The sequence below is a fragment of the Streptomyces coerulescens genome, from assembly GCF_042657965.1.
Taxonomy (GTDB): domain Bacteria; phylum Actinomycetota; class Actinomycetes; order Streptomycetales; family Streptomycetaceae; genus Streptomyces; species Streptomyces coerulescens.
In genome coordinates, this window is record NZ_JBHSKM010000003.1 from 49,952 (window position 1) to 64,636 (window position 14,685).

Sequence of the window (14,685 nt, forward strand, 5' to 3'; positions counted from 1 at the left end):
GAACATGTACGCAGATCTCCTCTTCACCGGCGGCCCCGTCCTCACCCCCGAGGGCCGTACCGCGACCGCCGTGGCCGTCACCGGCGACCGCGTCACGGCCGTAGGGCGGGAGGAGGTGCACGATCTCGCCGGACCGCGGACCGAGGTGGTGGACCTCGCCGGGCGGCTGCTGCTGCCCGGGTTCCAGGACGCGCATGTGCATCCGGTGCCGGCCGGGCTGGAGCTCACCCAGTGCGATCTGACGGGCACGAGGACGGCGAACGAGACCCTCGCGGCGGTGCGCGCCTACGCCGACGCGCATCCCGAGCGGGAGTGGATCACCGGCGGCGGCTGGTCGATGGAGGCCTTCGAGGGCGGTAGGCCGACGAAGGAGCTGCTGGACGCGGTGGTGCCCGACCGGCCGGTTTATCTGCCCAACCGTGACCATCACGGGGCCTGGGTGAACAGCCGCGCCCTCGCGCTCGCCGGGATCACCCGCGACACGCCCGAGCCGGCCGACGGACGGATCGACCGGGACGCCTCCGGCGCGCCGAGCGGGACGCTCCAGGAGGGCGCGATGCAGCTGGTGGGGCGGCTGACCCCGCCCGCGACGCAGGCCGACCGGGTGGCGGCGCTGCTGCACGCCCAGCGGCATCTGCACGCGCTCGGCATCACCGCCTGGCAGGACGCGCTGGTCGGGGACTTCCTCGGCATGGACGACCCGGCGCAGGCGTATCTGGCGGCCGCGCGGGACGGCTCGCTCACCGCTCGGGTCGTCGGCGCGCTGTGGTGGGACCGTGAGCGCGGTGCCGAGCAGATTCCCGAACTGGTCGAGCGACGTCAGGCGTTGAGTCACGGCCGGTTCCGCGCGACCAGCGTCAAGCTGATGCTGGACGGCGTCGCCGAGACCGGCACCGCCGCGCTGGTGGAGCCCTATCTCGACAAGTGCGGCTGCGCCACCGCCAACCGGGGCACCAGCTTCATCGATCCGGAGCAACTGCCCAAGTACGTGACCGAGTTGGACGCGCTCGGCTTCCAGTGCCACTTCCACGCCCTGGGCGACCGGGCCGTACGTGACGCGCTGGACGCGGTCGAGGCCGCGCGGGCCGCCAACGGGCCCAGCGACACGCGGCCTCACCTGGCCCATCTCCAGGTCGTCCAGCCGGCCGACGTGCCGCGTTTCGCGCGGCTCGGGGCGATCGCGAACATCCAGCCGCTGTGGGCCGCGCACGAGCCGCAGATGGACGAGCTGACGATTCCGTTCCTCGGTCCCGAACGGGCCGCGTGGCAGTACCCGTTCGGCGCCCTGCTGCGCTCCGGCGCACGGCTCGCGGCGGGCAGCGACTGGCCGGTGAGCAGCCCCGATCCGCTGCACGGCATCCATGTCGCGGTCAACCGGGTGGCGCCGGACAGCGACGACACGCCGGTGTTCCTGCCCGGCGAGCGGATCGGACTCGCCGAGGCGCTCGCCGCGTACACGGCGGGCTCGGCCTACGCCAATCACCTCGACGACACGGGCGAGGTGCGCGTGGGTGCGCTGGCCGACCTCGTGGTCCTGGACCGCGACCCGTTCGACGGACCGGCGGAGGCGATCGCGCAGACCCGGGTCGCGCGGACCTATGTGGGGGGCACGCAGGTGTACGCGGCGCAGGGGGCCTGAGGGCGCGTACCGCCGCGCTAGCGGACCTCGGCCGCCTGGAAGGTGCGGCGGTACGCCTGCGGTGACACCCCGATCGCGGCGTGCAGATGCTGGCGCAGCGAGGCGCCGGTGGCGAAGCCGACCTCGACGGCGATCCGGTCGACCGGCAGGTCGCTGGACTCCAGCAAGTGGCGGGCGCGGCCGACGCGTTGCTGGATCAGCCAGCGGCCGGGGCTGAGGCCGACCTCGTCGTTGAAGCGGCGGGCGAAGGTGCGCAGGCTCATCCGGGCGTGGGCGGCGAGGTCGGTCAGGGCGAGGGGCTCGTCGAGGCGTTCCAGGGCCCAGGCACGGGTGGCGGCGGTGCTGGCGGCCCCGCTCTCCGGGACGGGCTGCTCGATGTACTGGGCCTGGCCGCCGTCCCGGAAGGGGGGCACGACGCAGCGCCGGGCGACCGCGTTGGCCAGCTCGCTGCCGTGGTCGGTGCGCACGATGTGCAGGCAGACGTCCACGCCGGAGGCGGCGCCGGCCGAGGTGAGGACCCGGCCGTCGTGGACGAACAGGACGTCCGGGTCGAGCTCGACCTGCGGATAGCGGCGCCGGAACAGGTCGGTGACATGCCAGTGCGTGGTGGCGCGCCGGCCGTCCAGCAGGCCCGCCGCCGCCAGGACGAAGGCGGCCGTGCAGATCGACACGATGCGCGCGTCCGGGCGGATCCGCCCGAGCGCCGCGACGACCTCGGCGGGCAGCTCCTCGGGGATGTACGCGACGCCGACCGAGGCGACCACCACGGTGTCGGCGGTGGCGAGGATCTCCGGGCCGTGCTGGACACCGATCGTGAAGTCGGCGTTGCTGCGCACCGGCTCGCCGTCGACGCTGCACGTCAGCACCTCGTACCGGCCGTCGGCAGCGCCGAAGATCCGGCTGGGGATGCCCAGCTCGAAGGGATAGACGCCGTCCAGGGCCAGCACCACGACCCGTTCCACCTGTCGGTCACCACGTCGTTCACGCATGGCACGATTCTATCGAAGGTTGGCAATCATGCCATTTCCTGGAGCGGCGGACCCCGGCAGGCTGTTTCACCATGAGCACTGTGAACACCATGCGAGCCATCAGCCAGGACGTCCTCGGCGGTCCCGAGGTCCTGAAGAAAGTGGAGATCGAGCGCCCGGAGCCGCGCCCGAACGAGGTACTGGTCCGCGTCCGCGCGGCCGGCGTCAACCCGACCGACTGGAAGCACCGCGAGAGCGGCGGCTTCCTGGGCGAGCCGCCGTTCGTCCTGGGCTGGGACGTCTCCGGTGTGGTCGAGGCGGTCGGCATCGGCGTCGCCGCCTTCCGTCCCGGCGACGAGGTCTTCGGCATGCTGCCGTACCCCTTCGGGCACGGCTCGCACGCCGAGTACGCCGTCGCCCCGGTGCGGGCCCTCACCCACAAGCCGTCCTCGATCGGTCACGTCGAGGCGGGGGCGCTGCCGCTGGTGTCCCTCACCGCGTGGCAGGCGCTGGTCGAGCACTCCGACCTGCGGCCGGGGCAGCGGGTGCTGATCCATGCGGCGGCCGGCGGCGTCGGGCATGTGGCCGTGCAGATCGCCAAGGCGCGCGGCGCGTATGTGATCGGCACGGCGAGCGCGGGCAAGCACGAGTTCCTGCGCGGCCTGGGCGCGGACGAGGTGATCGACTACCGGGAGACGGACTTCGCCGAGGCCGTCAAGGACGTGGACGTCGTCCTGGACACCCTGGGCGGTGAGACCTCGGTGCGGTCGCTGCGGGTGCTGCGTCCGGGCGGTGTCGTGGTCTCGATCCTGCCGGTCGGTTCGGACGAGTTCGGCGAGGAGGCCGAGCGGCTCGGGGTGCGGGCCGTGCGGATGCTGGTGGACGCCGACCGTGCCGACATGCGGGCGATCGCGGACCTGGTCGAGCAGGGGAAGTTGCGCCCGGAGATCGCCGGGACCTTCCCGCTGGCCGATGCCGCCGAGGCGCACGCCCTGGGCGACACCGGCCGGACGACCGGGAAGCTTGTCCTGACGGTCGACTGAGCGGCAGGAGCGGGCCGGCTCAGAACGTGAGCACGGGCTTGATCGCCTTGCCCGCGCCCATGTCCCGTACCGCCCGGTCGATGTCCGTGAACGGATAGGTGCTGATCAGGCGGTGCAGCGGGAGCCGGCCTTGCTTCACCAGCCGGACCAGGGCCGGTATGAAGGTCTGCGTCTCGGCGTCGCCGAGGGTGAGGCCGACGATCCGTTTGCCGCCGAGCAGTCCGTTGACGTCGAGGGCGACCTCGGTGCCGAACGGCGGGGCACCCACGACGACCAGAGTGCCGCGGGCGGCGAGCCCGTCGACGCCCTGGCGCAGCACGCCGACGTTGCCGGTGGTCTCGACGACGCCGTCGGCGCCCCGGCCGCCGGTGATGTCGGCGAGTGCTTCCGCGACGTCGGTGCCGGTCGCGTCGATGGTGTGGGTGGCTCCCAACTCCCTTGCCAGTGAGAGGCGTTCGGCAACACGGTCGACGGCGACGATGTCGGTGGCGGGGGTCAGAGCGGCGGCCATGACGGCCGACAGGCCGACCGCTCCGGCGCCGAGGACGACGACCGTGCCGCCGGTGACCGGCTTCAGCACGTTCCAGACGGCGCCGACCCCGGTCTGCACCCCGCAGCCCAGCGGGGCGATCGAGGCGAGCGGCACGTCCGGGTCGACCTTGACCAGGCTGCGTTCGTCCGCCAACGCCCGTTCGGCGAAGGAGGACTGGCCGAAGAAGTGGCCGCCGAGTTCCTCCCCGGCGCGGCTGACGGTGCCGGTGCCGTCGGCACGGCGGCCGCCGATGAGGTTCAGCGGCAGCCAGCTCGCGCAGTACGCCGGGTGGCCGCCCCGGCAGTCGCGGCAGCCGCCGCAGGAGGTGAACGACAGCACGACGTGATCGCCCGGCGCGACGCCGGTCACGGCCGCGCCGACGGCCTCCACGACGCCCGCGCCCTCGTGACCGAGGACGCCGGGCAGCGGGAAGGGCAGCGCTCCGCTCGCCACACCGAGGTCGGTGTGACACAGGCCGGCCGCGACCATCCGGACGATCGCCTCGTGCGGTCCGGGCTCGTCGAGTCGTACGTCGGACAGGGTGAAGGGGGCGCCGCCCGACTCGACGACGGCGGCGCGGGTGGGGATGGACATCGCGTGAATCTCCTCGGCGGTGCGCTCAGTCGAGCGAGACGACGACGGACTTGGTGGTGGTGTAGGCGTCCAGCGCCTCGGGCCCGTACTCGCGGCCGAAGCCGGAGTCCTTGACGCCGCCGAAGGGGACCGCCGGGTCGAGCATCGCCCAGTCGTTGACCCAGACGATCCCGGCGTCCAGCCGGTCGGCGACCCGGTGGGCACGGGCCAGGTTCCCGGTCTGCACGCCCGAGGCGAGGCCGTACGGCGTGGAGTTGGCGAGCGCGACGGCCTCGTCCTCGGAGTCGAAGGGCTGGACGGTGAGGACCGGGCCGAAGATCTCCTCCTGGATCACCCGGGAGTCGTTCGGCAGGTCGGCGATGACGGTGGGCCGGTAGTAATAGCCGCCGTCGAGATCGAGCCGTTCGCCGCCGCAGACGAGGGTGCCGCCCTCCTTGCGGGCCAGTTCTACGTACTCCTCGACCTTGCGCAGATGCCGCTCCCCCGCCATCGGGCCGACCACGGTCCCGGCGTCCCGCGGGTCGCCGACCGGGACGCCGGGCACCGCGTCGGCGAGGATGCCGAGCAGGGTGCCGTAGACCTGCCGCGCCACCAGCAGCCGGGGGCCGCCCATGCAGAACTGGCCGGTGTTGAAGACGAAGCCCTTGATGATCGCGCCGACGGCCTTCTCCAGGTCGGCGTCCTCGAAGACGACATGGGCCGCGTTGCCGCCGAGTTCCATGGTGACCGGTTTGAGGGCCTCGCCGGCGACGGCGGCGACCTTGCGGCCGACGGTGGTCGAGCCGGTGAAGGCGACCTTGTCCACGCCGGGGTGCCGCAGCAGCGCCTCGCCGGCCGTGGGTCCGCCGGTGACGACGTTGACCACACCGTCGGGGACACCGGCCCGCTTGAAGAGGTCGGCCATGTACAGGGCGCTCAGCGGCGTCTCCTCGGCCGGCTTGTGCACCACCGTGTTGCCGGCCGCGAGCGCCGGGGCGATCTTCGAACCGGAGAGGATCAGGGGGAAGTTGTACGGGGTGATCGCCCCGACCACGCCGATCGGCCGGCGCCGGACATAGGCGAGGGCGTTCATGGGGGTGTCGCGGACGGCGCCGTCCAGGGAGTGGGCGAGCGCGGCGAAGTGCTCGTAGTCGTTGGCCGCGTTGGTGATGTCGACGGCGTGCGCGAGTGTGATCGGCTTGCCGACGTCCAGGCTCTCCAACTCGGCGATCCGGTCGGCGTTCTCCCGGATCAGCGCGGCGACCCGGTGCAGCACCCGGCCGCGTTCCCGGCCGCTCAGCCCGGACCAGGCCCCGTCGTCGAAGGCGTCACGGGCGGCGCGTACGGCCGCGTCCACGTCGGCGGCGCCGGCGTCCGCGACGGTGGTGAGGACCGTGCCGCGGGACGGGTCGACCACCTCGGTGCGCGCTCCGTCGGCGGCCTCGCGCCACCGGCCGCCGACGAACAGCCGGCCGGGTTCGATCTCGAAGGTGGTCATCGCCACTCCTCAGCCTCGTCGCCAAGTTTTCAACCAACAGGATTCCTGTCTGTCCGCAGTCTCTTTACGGACAGGATTCCTGTCAATGCTCTAGGCTGAACCCATGCTGGAGACCCAGGCGGCCAAGGCACCGCCGTCACTGCTCTACATGGTCAAACAGGTGGAGCTCGTGGTGCGTTCACACCTGGACGAGCTGGTCAAGCCGTCCGGGATCACCGCCCTGCAGTACACGGCGCTCACCGTGCTCCAGCGGCACGACGGGCTGTCGGCCGCCCAGCTGGCCAGGGACTCCTTCGTCACGGCGCAGTCGATCGCCGATCTGGTACGGGGCCTGGAGACCCGCGGCCTGGTGCGCCGGGAGCGCAATCCGCACAGCCGCCGCGAGCTGCTGATCCTGCTGACCGACACCGCCCGTGAGCTGCTCGCCCGGCACGAGGGGCCGGTACGGGAACTGGAGGAGCGGATGGTGCGGGAGCTCACGGCCCATCAGACCGAACAGTTCCGTCAGGCACTCACCAAGGCCTGGCACGCGCTGTCGTAGTCACGCCCCGCACATCACGCGAAGCATCTGTCGCAATTCGAAGACATATGTCAATCGAACATGCTCAGATTCGCTCAATCGAGGGTAACTTGCAGTGCGGGGACTGGTTTTGAGCAGCCCGCCGCAAGTGGACAGGGTGGAGGCGATGTCGTCGTGCAGCAGGATCCTGCGCCGTTCAGCCGGCATCTGCGCGTCCACCGGCACCGCGACCACACGGTGCTGGAGTTCCTGGGTGAGATCGACATCGCGGCCGCGGTGGAGATCGCGCCCTACCTGGACCGGGTGACGGCGCATCCCGGGGCGCGGATCGTGATCGACCTGCGGAGCATCGAGTTCTTCGACTGCTCCGGGCTGCGCCTGCTGTACCGGGCCCTGAGCCGGACGCACGACAACGGCGGGCAACTGCACCTGGTCTGCACCCACCCGCTGACGCTGCGCGTGCTCAGGATCACGGGCCTGAACCGTCTGCTGCCGCCGCATCCGACGCCGGACGCGGCACTCGGCCAGCCCGAGGCCACGTCCGGCACCTTATGAGGGCACCGATCTCTACTTGATGATCCTGGTGACCTGACCGGCCCCCACCGTCCGCCCGCCCTCGCGAATGGCGAACTTCAGCCCCTCCTCCATCGCGATGGGCTGGATCAGCTGGACGAGCATGCCGGTGTTGTCGCCCGGCATGACCATCTCAGTGCCCCTCGGCAGGGTGACCACACCCGTCACATCCGTCGTGCGGAAGTAGAACTGCGGGCGGTAGTTGTCGAAGAACGGCGTGTGCCGCCCGCCCTCGTCCTTCGACAGGATGTAGGCCTGCGCCTCGAACTGGGTGTGCGGGGTGACCGAACCGGGCTTGATGACGACCTGGCCGCGCTCGACGTCCTCGCGCTTGACGCCCCTCAGCAGCAGCCCCACGTTCTCGCCGGCCCGGCCCTCGTCCAGCAGCTTGCGGAACATCTCGATGCCGGTGACGGTCGTCTTCGTCTTCTGGTCGTGGATGCCGATGATCTCGACCTCGCTGTTCACCAGCAGCCGGCCGCGCTCGATCCGGCCGGTGACGACCGTGCCGCGCCCGGTGATGGTGAACACGTCCTCGATCGGCATCAGGAACGGCTTGTCGACGTCGCGCTCGGGCTCCGGTACGGCCGTGTCGACGGCGTCCAGCAGATCGAGGACCGCCTGCGTCCACGTCGGGTCCCCCTCCAGGGCCTTCAGGGCGGAGACCCGCACCACGGGGACGTCGTCACCCGGGAACTCGTACTCCGTCAGCAGCTCACGCACCTCCAGCTCGACGAGCTCCAGGATCTCCTCGTCGTCGACCATGTCGGTCTTGTTGAGCGCCACGACGATGTACGGCACGCCGACCTGACGGGCCAGCAGCACATGCTCCTTGGTCTGCGGCATCGGGCCGTCCGTCGCCGCGACGACCAGGATCGCGCCGTCCATCTGTGCCGCGCCGGTGATCATGTTCTTGATGTAGTCCGCGTGACCGGGGCAGTCGACGTGCGCGTAGTGCCGACGCTCCGTCTGGTACTCGACGTGGGCGATGGAGATGGTGATACCGCGCTGACGCTCCTCGGGAGCCTTGTCGATCATGTCGAACGGCGTGAACGGGTTCAGATCGGGAAACCGGTCGTGCAGCACCTTGGTGATGGCCGCCGTCAGGGTGGTCTTCCCGTGGTCGATGTGGCCGATGGTCCCGATGTTCACGTGCGGCTTGGTCCGTTCGAACTTCGCCTTCGCCATGGCGAGCCCTCCTGAGCATCCGGGTACCTCATGTCTATTCGGTTCCCGGCGCGTCGAACAGGGCGCTGACGGACTCCCCGTTGTGAATGCGGCGCACGGCCTCGGCGAGCGCCGGGGCGATGGAGAGGACCTTCAGCTTCTCGGTGCGCTCCTCGGCCTGGATCGGCACGGTGTTGGTGCACACGATCTCCAGTACGTCCGGCTGCTCGCCGATCCGCTTCAGCGCGCCGGCCGCGAACAGGCCGTGCGTGCAGGCGACGCGGATCGAGCGCGGACCCAACTCCCGCAGCCGGTCGAGGAGTTCGATGACAGTGCTGCCCTTGGCGATCTCGTCGTCCAGGATGATGACGTCGCGCCCGGTCACCTCGCCGATGACGGAGCTGATACTCACCCGGTCGTCGGCGAACCGCTGCTTGGCGCCGGCTGCGACCTGGGCGCCGATCAGCCGGGCGAACGCGGCGGCCTCCTTGGCGTTGCCGAGGTCCGGGGAGACGACGGTCGTACGGGAGAGGTCGTACTGCCGGAAGTGCGCGGCGAGCTCGCGCAGCGCGTGCAGGTGGTCCACCGGCACCGTGAAGAAGCCGTGTACCTGGGGCGCGTGCAGGGTCATCGCCAGAACCCGGCTCGCGCCGGCCGCCACCATCAGGTCGGCGACGAGCCGGCCGCCGAGGGAGATGCGGGGCGCGTCCTTCTTGTCGGAGCGGGCGTAGGAGTAGTGCGGCATGACGACGGTGATGCGGCTGGCGGACGCCCCGCGTGCGGCGTCGCACATCAGCAGCAGCTCGACGAGATGCTCCTGGACCGGCTTGACCAGCGGCTGGATCAGGAAGACGTCGCGCTCCCGGCAGTTGGCCTGAAGCTGCACCTCCAGGCAGTCGTTGGCGAACCGGCTGACCCGGGTCGGGCTGAGCGGTACCCCCAGATGAGCGCAGACTTCTGCCGCCAGCTCGGGGTGGGCACTACCGCTGAACACGGCGATCTCTCGCACGATCCGCTCCTCGCATGATCATTCCGGGTGGCGGACTCATGCTACTTACCTCAGCAGAAACGTTGCTGCCCACCCGTGTGCGCGTCGCCGTCGCATGCGACCGCACGGTCGAGCCCACCAGTGCGCCTCCCTGCTTCGGTCAGAGGGCGGCGACCGGCCAACGAGCCGATCCGGCAAGGGATTTGGGGGTACTCCCAACATAGGGAAGGAGGAACGTCGACATGACGACTTCCATCAAGCGCATCAACAAGCGCATGCCCGGCTGGGTGAAGGCGGTGAGCGCCCTGGTCCTGGTGCTCGTGGTCTTCTTCGCCGGGATCCGGCTGAGCGTGCTCCCCGGCCTGAAGGACCTGTTCGGCACCGAGACCAACGACCGTTCCGGTCCGGCACTGCTCCAGTCCATCCAGGACATGAGCCGTTACGACGCCGCCTCCGGCAACTTCCAGATCGTCGTGGATCTGGAGAAGGACGCCAAGTTCCTGCCCGACGCGATCCGCGGCACCCGCACGCTGTACGTCGGCGCGGGCACCGTGGACGCCTACGTCGACCTCGGAAAGGTCGGCGAGGACGACGTCACGGTCGACGACGACCGTACGTCCGCCACGCTCCGGCTGCCGCACGCGGCACTGGGCGATCCGTCACTCGACCCCGACCGCTCCTACGCGGTCTCCAAGGAGCGCGGTCTGCTCGACCGTCTGGGCGACCTCTTCTCGGACAACCCGAACAGCGAACAGGCCGTGCAGAAGCTCGCGGTGCGGCACATCGGCGACGCGGCCGAGGAGAGCGGGCTGACCTCGCGCGCCGAGACCAACACGACCGACATGCTCGAAGGGCTGCTCCACTCCCTCGGCTTCAAGGAGGTGAAGGTGACGTACGGGACCTGACCCCTACCCCGACAGGCCCGGCAGCGCCAGCGCGCCGAGCACGGTGGCGCCCACCAGGACCCAGGCCACGTAGTCCCCGACGTGCCCGGACTGCAGGCGCCGCAGCGGCAGTGCCCGGCTCGGGGCGGCGAGCAGCCCCGGCCGGGTGACGGCCACCGCCGCCAGGCCGAGGGCCAGGGCGGTCGAGGCGAGGTCCAGCAGGACACCCGCCGGGCTCCAGTGCGGTGCCGGCACCACGGCGCCGCCGGACCCGGCCTCGTTGACGGCGTGCGAGACCACCTCGCCGAAGCCGGGGGCGACGCCGACGGCGAGCGATCCGGCGAGCAGCAGCGCGGGGACGGCGGTCATCGTGTCGGGGATCCGGCCGAGCCGGTGCCGGGTCTCGGGCCGCTCGCCGGTGCCGGTCGTCTCGTACTCGGTGCCGTCCTCGGGGGCCTGGCCGAGGCCGAGGAACACCCTGGCCGCGACCCGCAGGACCGCCCCGGCGGTGACCGCGCTCGCGACGACGTACAGGGCGACCAGCGGCCCGCCGACAGCCTTCTCCGTGACGGCCTTGCCGAACCCCGTGCCGAAGGGCGGGAGCCCCGCGAGCGCGAGCCCGCCGACGGCGTACATCACGGCAACGCCCCGCAGCTTGCGGGCCCGGCCGTGCAGCGCGTGCTCGTCGACGTTGCCGTACCGGTCGAGGAGGATGCCGGTGCACGCGAACAGCGCGGCCTTCACGCCCGCGTGTCCGAGGATGTACAGCGCGACCCCGTCGTCGGCCTCCGGGCTCAGTACGCCGACGCCGATCAGGAACAGCCCGGTGTGGGCGACCGTCGAGTACGCCAGAAGCCGTTTGATGTGGCGCTGGTACCAGCACATGGCGGCGCCGATCATCGCGGTCACCGAACCGAGCACGAGCAGCGCCCGCTCCAGGTCGGCCGCCGGGATGCCGCCCGGTCCGGCGAAGACCGTGCCGTACACCCGCCAGACGCCGTACACGCCGAGTTCGACCATGACGCCCGAGAGCAGCATGCACACCGGGGTGGGTGCGACGGCGTGGGCGTCCGGGAGCCAGAAGTGGAAGGGGACGGCGGCGGACTTGATCAGCAGGCCGGTCAGGACGAGCACGAAGGCGGCGAGGACCAGCCCGTCCGGCGACCCCTGCGCGTCGAGTGCGCGGCCGATCTGGGCCATGGCGAGCTCGCCGGTGCGGGCGTACAGCAGGCCGATGCCCATGAGCATGGCGTACGCGCCGAGCGAGGTGACGACACCGAAGGTCAGCGCGCCCTGCACGGCCTTGGCCTCCTCGACACGGGTGCCGGTCAGCGCGTAGGCGACGACGCTCATCAGCTCGAACCACACGAACGCGTTGAACAGGTCGCCCGCGATCGAGAACCCGCACATGCCGGCCTGGAAGAGCAGCATCAGTGCGGGGAACGACCCCGCGTGGCGGCGCGGGGGTTCGTCGAAGTAGTGCCAGGAGTACGCCAGGGCGGCCAGCGTCAGCACACAGGCCAGGGCGGCCATGCCGAGCCCGGGGCCGTCGCCGACCAGGACGATGCCGACGCTGTGACCGTCGACGGGCGTCCAGCCGCCGGCCCATTCGGCCATCGGCGGTGAGGCGTTCAGCAGCAGGGTGATCGCGAGTCCGGCGGTGCCCGCCGAGACGGCGCACGCCACCGACTCCGCGAGGACGCGCGGCACTCGGCGTCCGCCCGCGACCAGGAGGGCTGCCCCAAGGAGCGGTACGGCGACGAGCAGCGGAAGCAGGGCGTTCATCAGCCGCGCAGCTCGGAGAGTTCGTCGGGGTCGACGGTGCCGTGCCGCTTGGCGACCTGGATGACGAGCGCGAGGAGCAGGGCGGTGACGGTGGCGCCGACGACGACGTCGGTGAGGGCGAGGGCCTGGACCACGGGGTCGACGACGGGACGGGAGCCCGGTTCGAGGTCGGAGAAGACGGGCGCGGTGGCGTCGTCGCGGTAGCCGACGGCCAGCAACAGGACATAGGTGCCGCACTGGCACACGGACAGACAGCCGACGGCGTGGATGAGATTGCGGCTGGTGGCGAGGCCGTAGCAGCCGACGAGGAAGACCCAGGCGGCGACGAGATAGGGCAGGACGTCCATCACGGTGCTCTCACTTCCCGCTCTCCTCCTCGATCTCGACGGCCTGGTCCAGGAAGCGGGCGAGCAGCACGACGACCGCGCAGGCGACCTCCATGCCGACGGCCGCGTTCAGCAGCGGCACGGTGCCGCCTGAGGACAGGGTGTTGAACGTGCCGTACGGCAGCAGGGTGTTGGCCAGGAAGGCGGTGCCGCCGATGAGCCCGGCAAGGCCCGTGACCAGGTAGGCCGAGGCGGACAGGGCGTCGCCGACCTCGAACAGGCCGAGCGGGCGGATCCGTTCCAGAGCGCGGTAGTCGGCGCCCAGGTAGAGCAGGTGCAGGGAGGTCGCCGCGACGACGCCGCCCTGGAAGCCGCCGCCGGGGCTGAGCTGCCCGTGCGCGATGACGTAGAGGCCGGTGAGCAGCGCGATCGGCAGGACGAGGAGGGCGTAGCGGCGCACGGGCGGGGCCACGTCGGCGGGTTCCGGCCGGGCGCGGTGCTCGTCGCGGGTCTGCCGCAGCAGGACCACGCAGCCGACGACGGCCGCGAAGAGGATGGTCATCTCGCCGAGGGTGTCGAAGGCGCGCTGGTCGAAGTTGACGGAGGCGACGGTGTTGGCGGTGTGCCGGTCGAGGGAGGCGTGCACCGCGCGATCGCCGTACGGGTGCGTCTCGCCGCCGAAGTGCGGCAGGTCCAGGCAGGCGGCGGCGAGGAGTGCGCCGACGCCGGCGATGCCGACGGCCACGAGCCACAGCCGGGTGCGCGGGTTCACCGCTCGCGCCCCTTGCGCCGTTTGACCTTGCGGACGGACAGGAGCAGCAGCAGCGGGGTGAGGGCGCCGCCGACCGCCAGCTGCGACAGTGCGACGTCGGGCGCCTGGAGCACCGTGAACAGCACGGCGAGCGCGACGCCCAGGACGGCCAGCACCAGGGCCTGGCGTACGGGGTCACGGACCAGGACGGCCACGGTCGCGCAGCCGGCCACGAGCAGCAGCGCCACGACGATCAGCGCGTCAGCCACCGCGCACCCCCGTGATGCCGCCGGACAGCGCGCGGGAGGCGACGACGTTCCCGCCGATCAGCAGCGCGCCCGTGACGAGGAGCTTGACCATTGCCCTGCTCGGACCGGTCGCCGCGCACAACGCCAGGACCACCGTGGCGCCAAGTCCGGCTGCCGCCCAGGTCGGGCCCCAGGCCCGGGGTGGATCGGCGGTGAGTTCGTCGGTCAGCAGCCGGGCGAAGACGAGGGTGCCCACCGGGCCGAGCAGGGCGAGGACCAGGGCGAGATCGACGTACGTGGGGCGGTCATAGCCGTGGGCCAGCAGGAGCAGTCCCGGGCAGGCCAGGGCGGTGGACAGGTTCTGGGCCATGACGCGGCGGCGCAGTGGTCCGGTGGCGACGCCCCAGAGGGTGGCGCCCACTCCCCCGCCGAGCATGAGGGCCGCCGCGAGGAGCCAGCCGTTCATCGTCCGGTCACCGCCCGGCGGGCGGCGACCGCCGCGAGGGCCGACACGCCGGCGGCGGCCGTGCCGACCGCGAGTTCCAGGGTGTCCACGGCGCTGATCAGGACGAGCCACAGCAGGGCGAGCGCGACCCACCAGGTCAGGAACTCGGCTGCGGCAAGCAGCGTCGTACGCCGGTTCACACGCCACCTCCCCGAGCCCTGGATTGTCCGTTTTCTTGTGTTCCGCGCCATCCAAGCACCGCCCCGGTCGCCAGGGGTGGCGGCACGCGCGGGTCTCCGCCCGGAGTGCCCCGGCAGCGTGAAGGGAAACCGGACAGGGACACCGCCGGTCGGGCACTCGGCGGGCATCGCCTCGCAGGTTCGGGGTAACCCCCTTACTACGCAGGGAAGTTGAAGACTGGAGGATCGCATGGCCCGTGGAACCCCACGTTCGCGTGCCGCCTTGCACCCCGGCACTCTCATCTCCGCAGTCGTCGGCAGGACGCCCTCGGGCGGCCGTGAGTCCAGGGCGGGCCGCACATCCGCCGGGGGCGCCAAGTCGGCGGGCGGCGGTGCCCCATCGAAGGGCGGTGGTGCCAAGTCGAAGGGCTCGGCCGATACGAAGGGCCCGGCCAAGTCCAAGAGCTCCACCAAACCCAAGATCTCCACCAAACCCAAAGGCTCCGCCAAAGCCAAGAGCTCCGCCAAGCCGAAGAGCCCCGCCAAGACTCGGCCCACTCCGCGTG

16 protein-coding genes are annotated in these 14,685 nt (G+C 71.4%); 5 read left to right on the plus strand and 11 right to left on the minus strand.

Annotated elements, in window-relative coordinates; translation table 11 throughout:
• The first annotated feature begins 4 nt into the window (after nt 1–4).
• A complete protein-coding gene (locus ACFPQ9_RS07515; protein ID WP_380848627.1) occupies nt 5–1,639 on the plus strand; it encodes an amidohydrolase in 1,635 nt (544 codons plus the stop codon).
• Between the two features lie 17 nt (nt 1,640–1,656).
• Here the strand turns inward: ACFPQ9_RS07515 and ACFPQ9_RS07520 are convergent, their stop codons facing one another.
• Nucleotides 1,657–2,628 carry a GlxA family transcriptional regulator gene (locus ACFPQ9_RS07520; RefSeq protein WP_380848630.1) on the minus strand — a complete coding sequence of 324 codons (972 nt, stop codon included), beginning with the start codon at nt 2,626–2,628 and terminating at the stop codon, nt 1,657–1,659.
• 71 nt (nt 2,629–2,699) lie between these two features.
• On the opposite strand from ACFPQ9_RS07520, the gene ACFPQ9_RS07525 reads away from it, so the two are divergent.
• Nucleotides 2,700–3,650, plus strand: coding sequence for an NADP-dependent oxidoreductase (locus tag ACFPQ9_RS07525; RefSeq protein WP_380848633.1), 951 nt, complete (start codon nt 2,700–2,702; stop codon nt 3,648–3,650).
• A gap of 19 nt (nt 3,651–3,669) precedes the next feature.
• On the opposite strand, the gene ACFPQ9_RS07530 is transcribed toward ACFPQ9_RS07525, so the two are convergent.
• Both ACFPQ9_RS07530 and ACFPQ9_RS07535 read right to left on the minus strand, forming a co-directional pair.
• On the minus strand, nt 3,670–4,776 hold the full coding sequence (locus ACFPQ9_RS07530; protein WP_380848636.1) for an NAD(P)-dependent alcohol dehydrogenase: 1,107 nt from the start codon (nt 4,774–4,776) through the stop codon (nt 3,670–3,672).
• A gap of 25 nt (nt 4,777–4,801) precedes the next feature.
• A complete protein-coding gene (locus ACFPQ9_RS07535; protein WP_380848639.1) occupies nt 4,802–6,253 on the minus strand; it encodes an aldehyde dehydrogenase family protein in 1,452 nt (483 codons plus the stop codon).
• Between the two features lie 103 nt (nt 6,254–6,356).
• On the opposite strand from ACFPQ9_RS07535, the gene ACFPQ9_RS07540 reads away from it, so the two are divergent.
• Nucleotides 6,357–6,794, plus strand: a complete 438-nt coding sequence (locus tag ACFPQ9_RS07540; RefSeq protein ID WP_380848642.1) for a MarR family winged helix-turn-helix transcriptional regulator — start codon at nt 6,357–6,359, stop codon at nt 6,792–6,794.
• 153 nt (nt 6,795–6,947) lie between these two features.
• Nucleotides 6,948–7,328: an anti-sigma factor antagonist gene (locus tag ACFPQ9_RS07545; RefSeq protein ID WP_380848645.1), complete on the plus strand. Its 381-nt coding sequence runs from the start codon at nt 6,948–6,950 to the stop codon at nt 7,326–7,328.
• A gap of 12 nt (nt 7,329–7,340) precedes the next feature.
• Here ACFPQ9_RS07545 and tuf read toward each other — a convergent pair whose 3' ends face one another.
• Entirely contained in the window at nt 7,341–8,534 is a 1,194-nt protein-coding gene (gene tuf, locus ACFPQ9_RS07550) for an elongation factor Tu (RefSeq protein ID WP_380848648.1), read from the minus strand.
• Between the two features lie 34 nt (nt 8,535–8,568).
• Nucleotides 8,569–9,522, minus strand: coding sequence for a ribose-phosphate diphosphokinase (locus tag ACFPQ9_RS07555; protein ID WP_380848651.1), 954 nt, complete (start codon nt 9,520–9,522; stop codon nt 8,569–8,571).
• Nucleotides 9,523–9,743: 221 nt separating this feature from the next.
• On the opposite strand from ACFPQ9_RS07555, the gene ACFPQ9_RS07560 reads away from it, so the two are divergent.
• Nucleotides 9,744–10,406, plus strand: coding sequence for a DUF4230 domain-containing protein (locus tag ACFPQ9_RS07560; protein WP_380848654.1), 663 nt, complete (start codon nt 9,744–9,746; stop codon nt 10,404–10,406).
• A 3-nt stretch (nt 10,407–10,409) separates the two neighbouring features.
• On the opposite strand, the gene ACFPQ9_RS07565 is transcribed toward ACFPQ9_RS07560, so the two are convergent.
• From ACFPQ9_RS07565 to ACFPQ9_RS07590, 6 genes are read right to left on the minus strand one after another with little or no spacing between them, the layout of a single operon-like run.
• Nucleotides 10,410–12,170, minus strand: coding sequence for a complex I subunit 5 family protein (locus tag ACFPQ9_RS07565; RefSeq protein WP_380848657.1), 1,761 nt, complete (start codon nt 12,168–12,170; stop codon nt 10,410–10,412).
• Nucleotides 12,170–12,517: a sodium:proton antiporter gene (locus ACFPQ9_RS07570; protein ID WP_030958796.1), complete on the minus strand. Its 348-nt coding sequence runs from the start codon at nt 12,515–12,517 to the stop codon at nt 12,170–12,172. The genes ACFPQ9_RS07565 and ACFPQ9_RS07570 overlap by 1 nt, the downstream gene beginning before the upstream one ends.
• Before the next feature lie 10 nt (nt 12,518–12,527).
• Entirely contained in the window at nt 12,528–13,268 is a 741-nt protein-coding gene (locus ACFPQ9_RS07575) for an MnhB domain-containing protein (RefSeq protein ID WP_380848660.1), read from the minus strand.
• Complete coding sequence (locus ACFPQ9_RS07580; protein WP_125525822.1) at nt 13,265–13,516, minus strand: Na(+)/H(+) antiporter subunit B; 252 nt, start codon at nt 13,514–13,516, stop codon at nt 13,265–13,267. Before ACFPQ9_RS07580 ends, ACFPQ9_RS07575 begins: the two co-directional genes overlap by 4 nt.
• A complete protein-coding gene (locus ACFPQ9_RS07585) occupies nt 13,509–13,961 on the minus strand; it encodes a monovalent cation/H+ antiporter complex subunit F (protein WP_380848663.1) in 453 nt (150 codons plus the stop codon). The genes ACFPQ9_RS07580 and ACFPQ9_RS07585 overlap by 8 nt, the downstream gene beginning before the upstream one ends.
• Nucleotides 13,958–14,140, minus strand: coding sequence for a hypothetical protein (locus ACFPQ9_RS07590; RefSeq protein ID WP_380848666.1), 183 nt, complete (start codon nt 14,138–14,140; stop codon nt 13,958–13,960). Before ACFPQ9_RS07590 ends, ACFPQ9_RS07585 begins: the two co-directional genes overlap by 4 nt.
• Nucleotides 14,141–14,685 lie beyond the last annotated feature (545 nt).

Excerpts from the sequence above, each read along its gene's own strand:
- ACFPQ9_RS07565 (WP_380848657.1), bottom strand. The coding sequence starts at position 12,170 with ATGAACGCCCTGCTTCCGCTGCTCGTCGCCGTACCGCTCCTTGGGGCA.
- ACFPQ9_RS07560 (WP_380848654.1), top strand. The coding sequence starts at position 9,744 with ATGACGACTTCCATCAAGCGCATCAACAAGCGCATGCCCGGCTGGGTG.
- ACFPQ9_RS07570 (WP_030958796.1), bottom strand. The coding sequence starts at position 12,517 with ATGGACGTCCTGCCCTATCTCGTCGCCGCCTGGGTCTTCCTCGTCGGC.
- ACFPQ9_RS07525 (WP_380848633.1), top strand. The coding sequence starts at position 2,700 with ATGAGCACTGTGAACACCATGCGAGCCATCAGCCAGGACGTCCTCGGC.
- ACFPQ9_RS07535 (WP_380848639.1), bottom strand. The coding sequence starts at position 6,253 with ATGACCACCTTCGAGATCGAACCCGGCCGGCTGTTCGTCGGCGGCCGG.
- tuf (WP_380848648.1), bottom strand. The coding sequence starts at position 8,534 with ATGGCGAAGGCGAAGTTCGAACGGACCAAGCCGCACGTGAACATCGGG.
- ACFPQ9_RS07530 (WP_380848636.1), bottom strand. The coding sequence starts at position 4,776 with ATGTCCATCCCCACCCGCGCCGCCGTCGTCGAGTCGGGCGGCGCCCCC.
- ACFPQ9_RS07540 (WP_380848642.1), top strand. The coding sequence starts at position 6,357 with ATGCTGGAGACCCAGGCGGCCAAGGCACCGCCGTCACTGCTCTACATG.
- ACFPQ9_RS07520 (WP_380848630.1), bottom strand. The coding sequence starts at position 2,628 with ATGCGTGAACGACGTGGTGACCGACAGGTGGAACGGGTCGTGGTGCTG.
- ACFPQ9_RS07515 (WP_380848627.1), top strand. The coding sequence starts at position 5 with ATGTACGCAGATCTCCTCTTCACCGGCGGCCCCGTCCTCACCCCCGAG.
- ACFPQ9_RS07585 (WP_380848663.1), bottom strand. The coding sequence starts at position 13,961 with ATGAACGGCTGGCTCCTCGCGGCGGCCCTCATGCTCGGCGGGGGAGTG.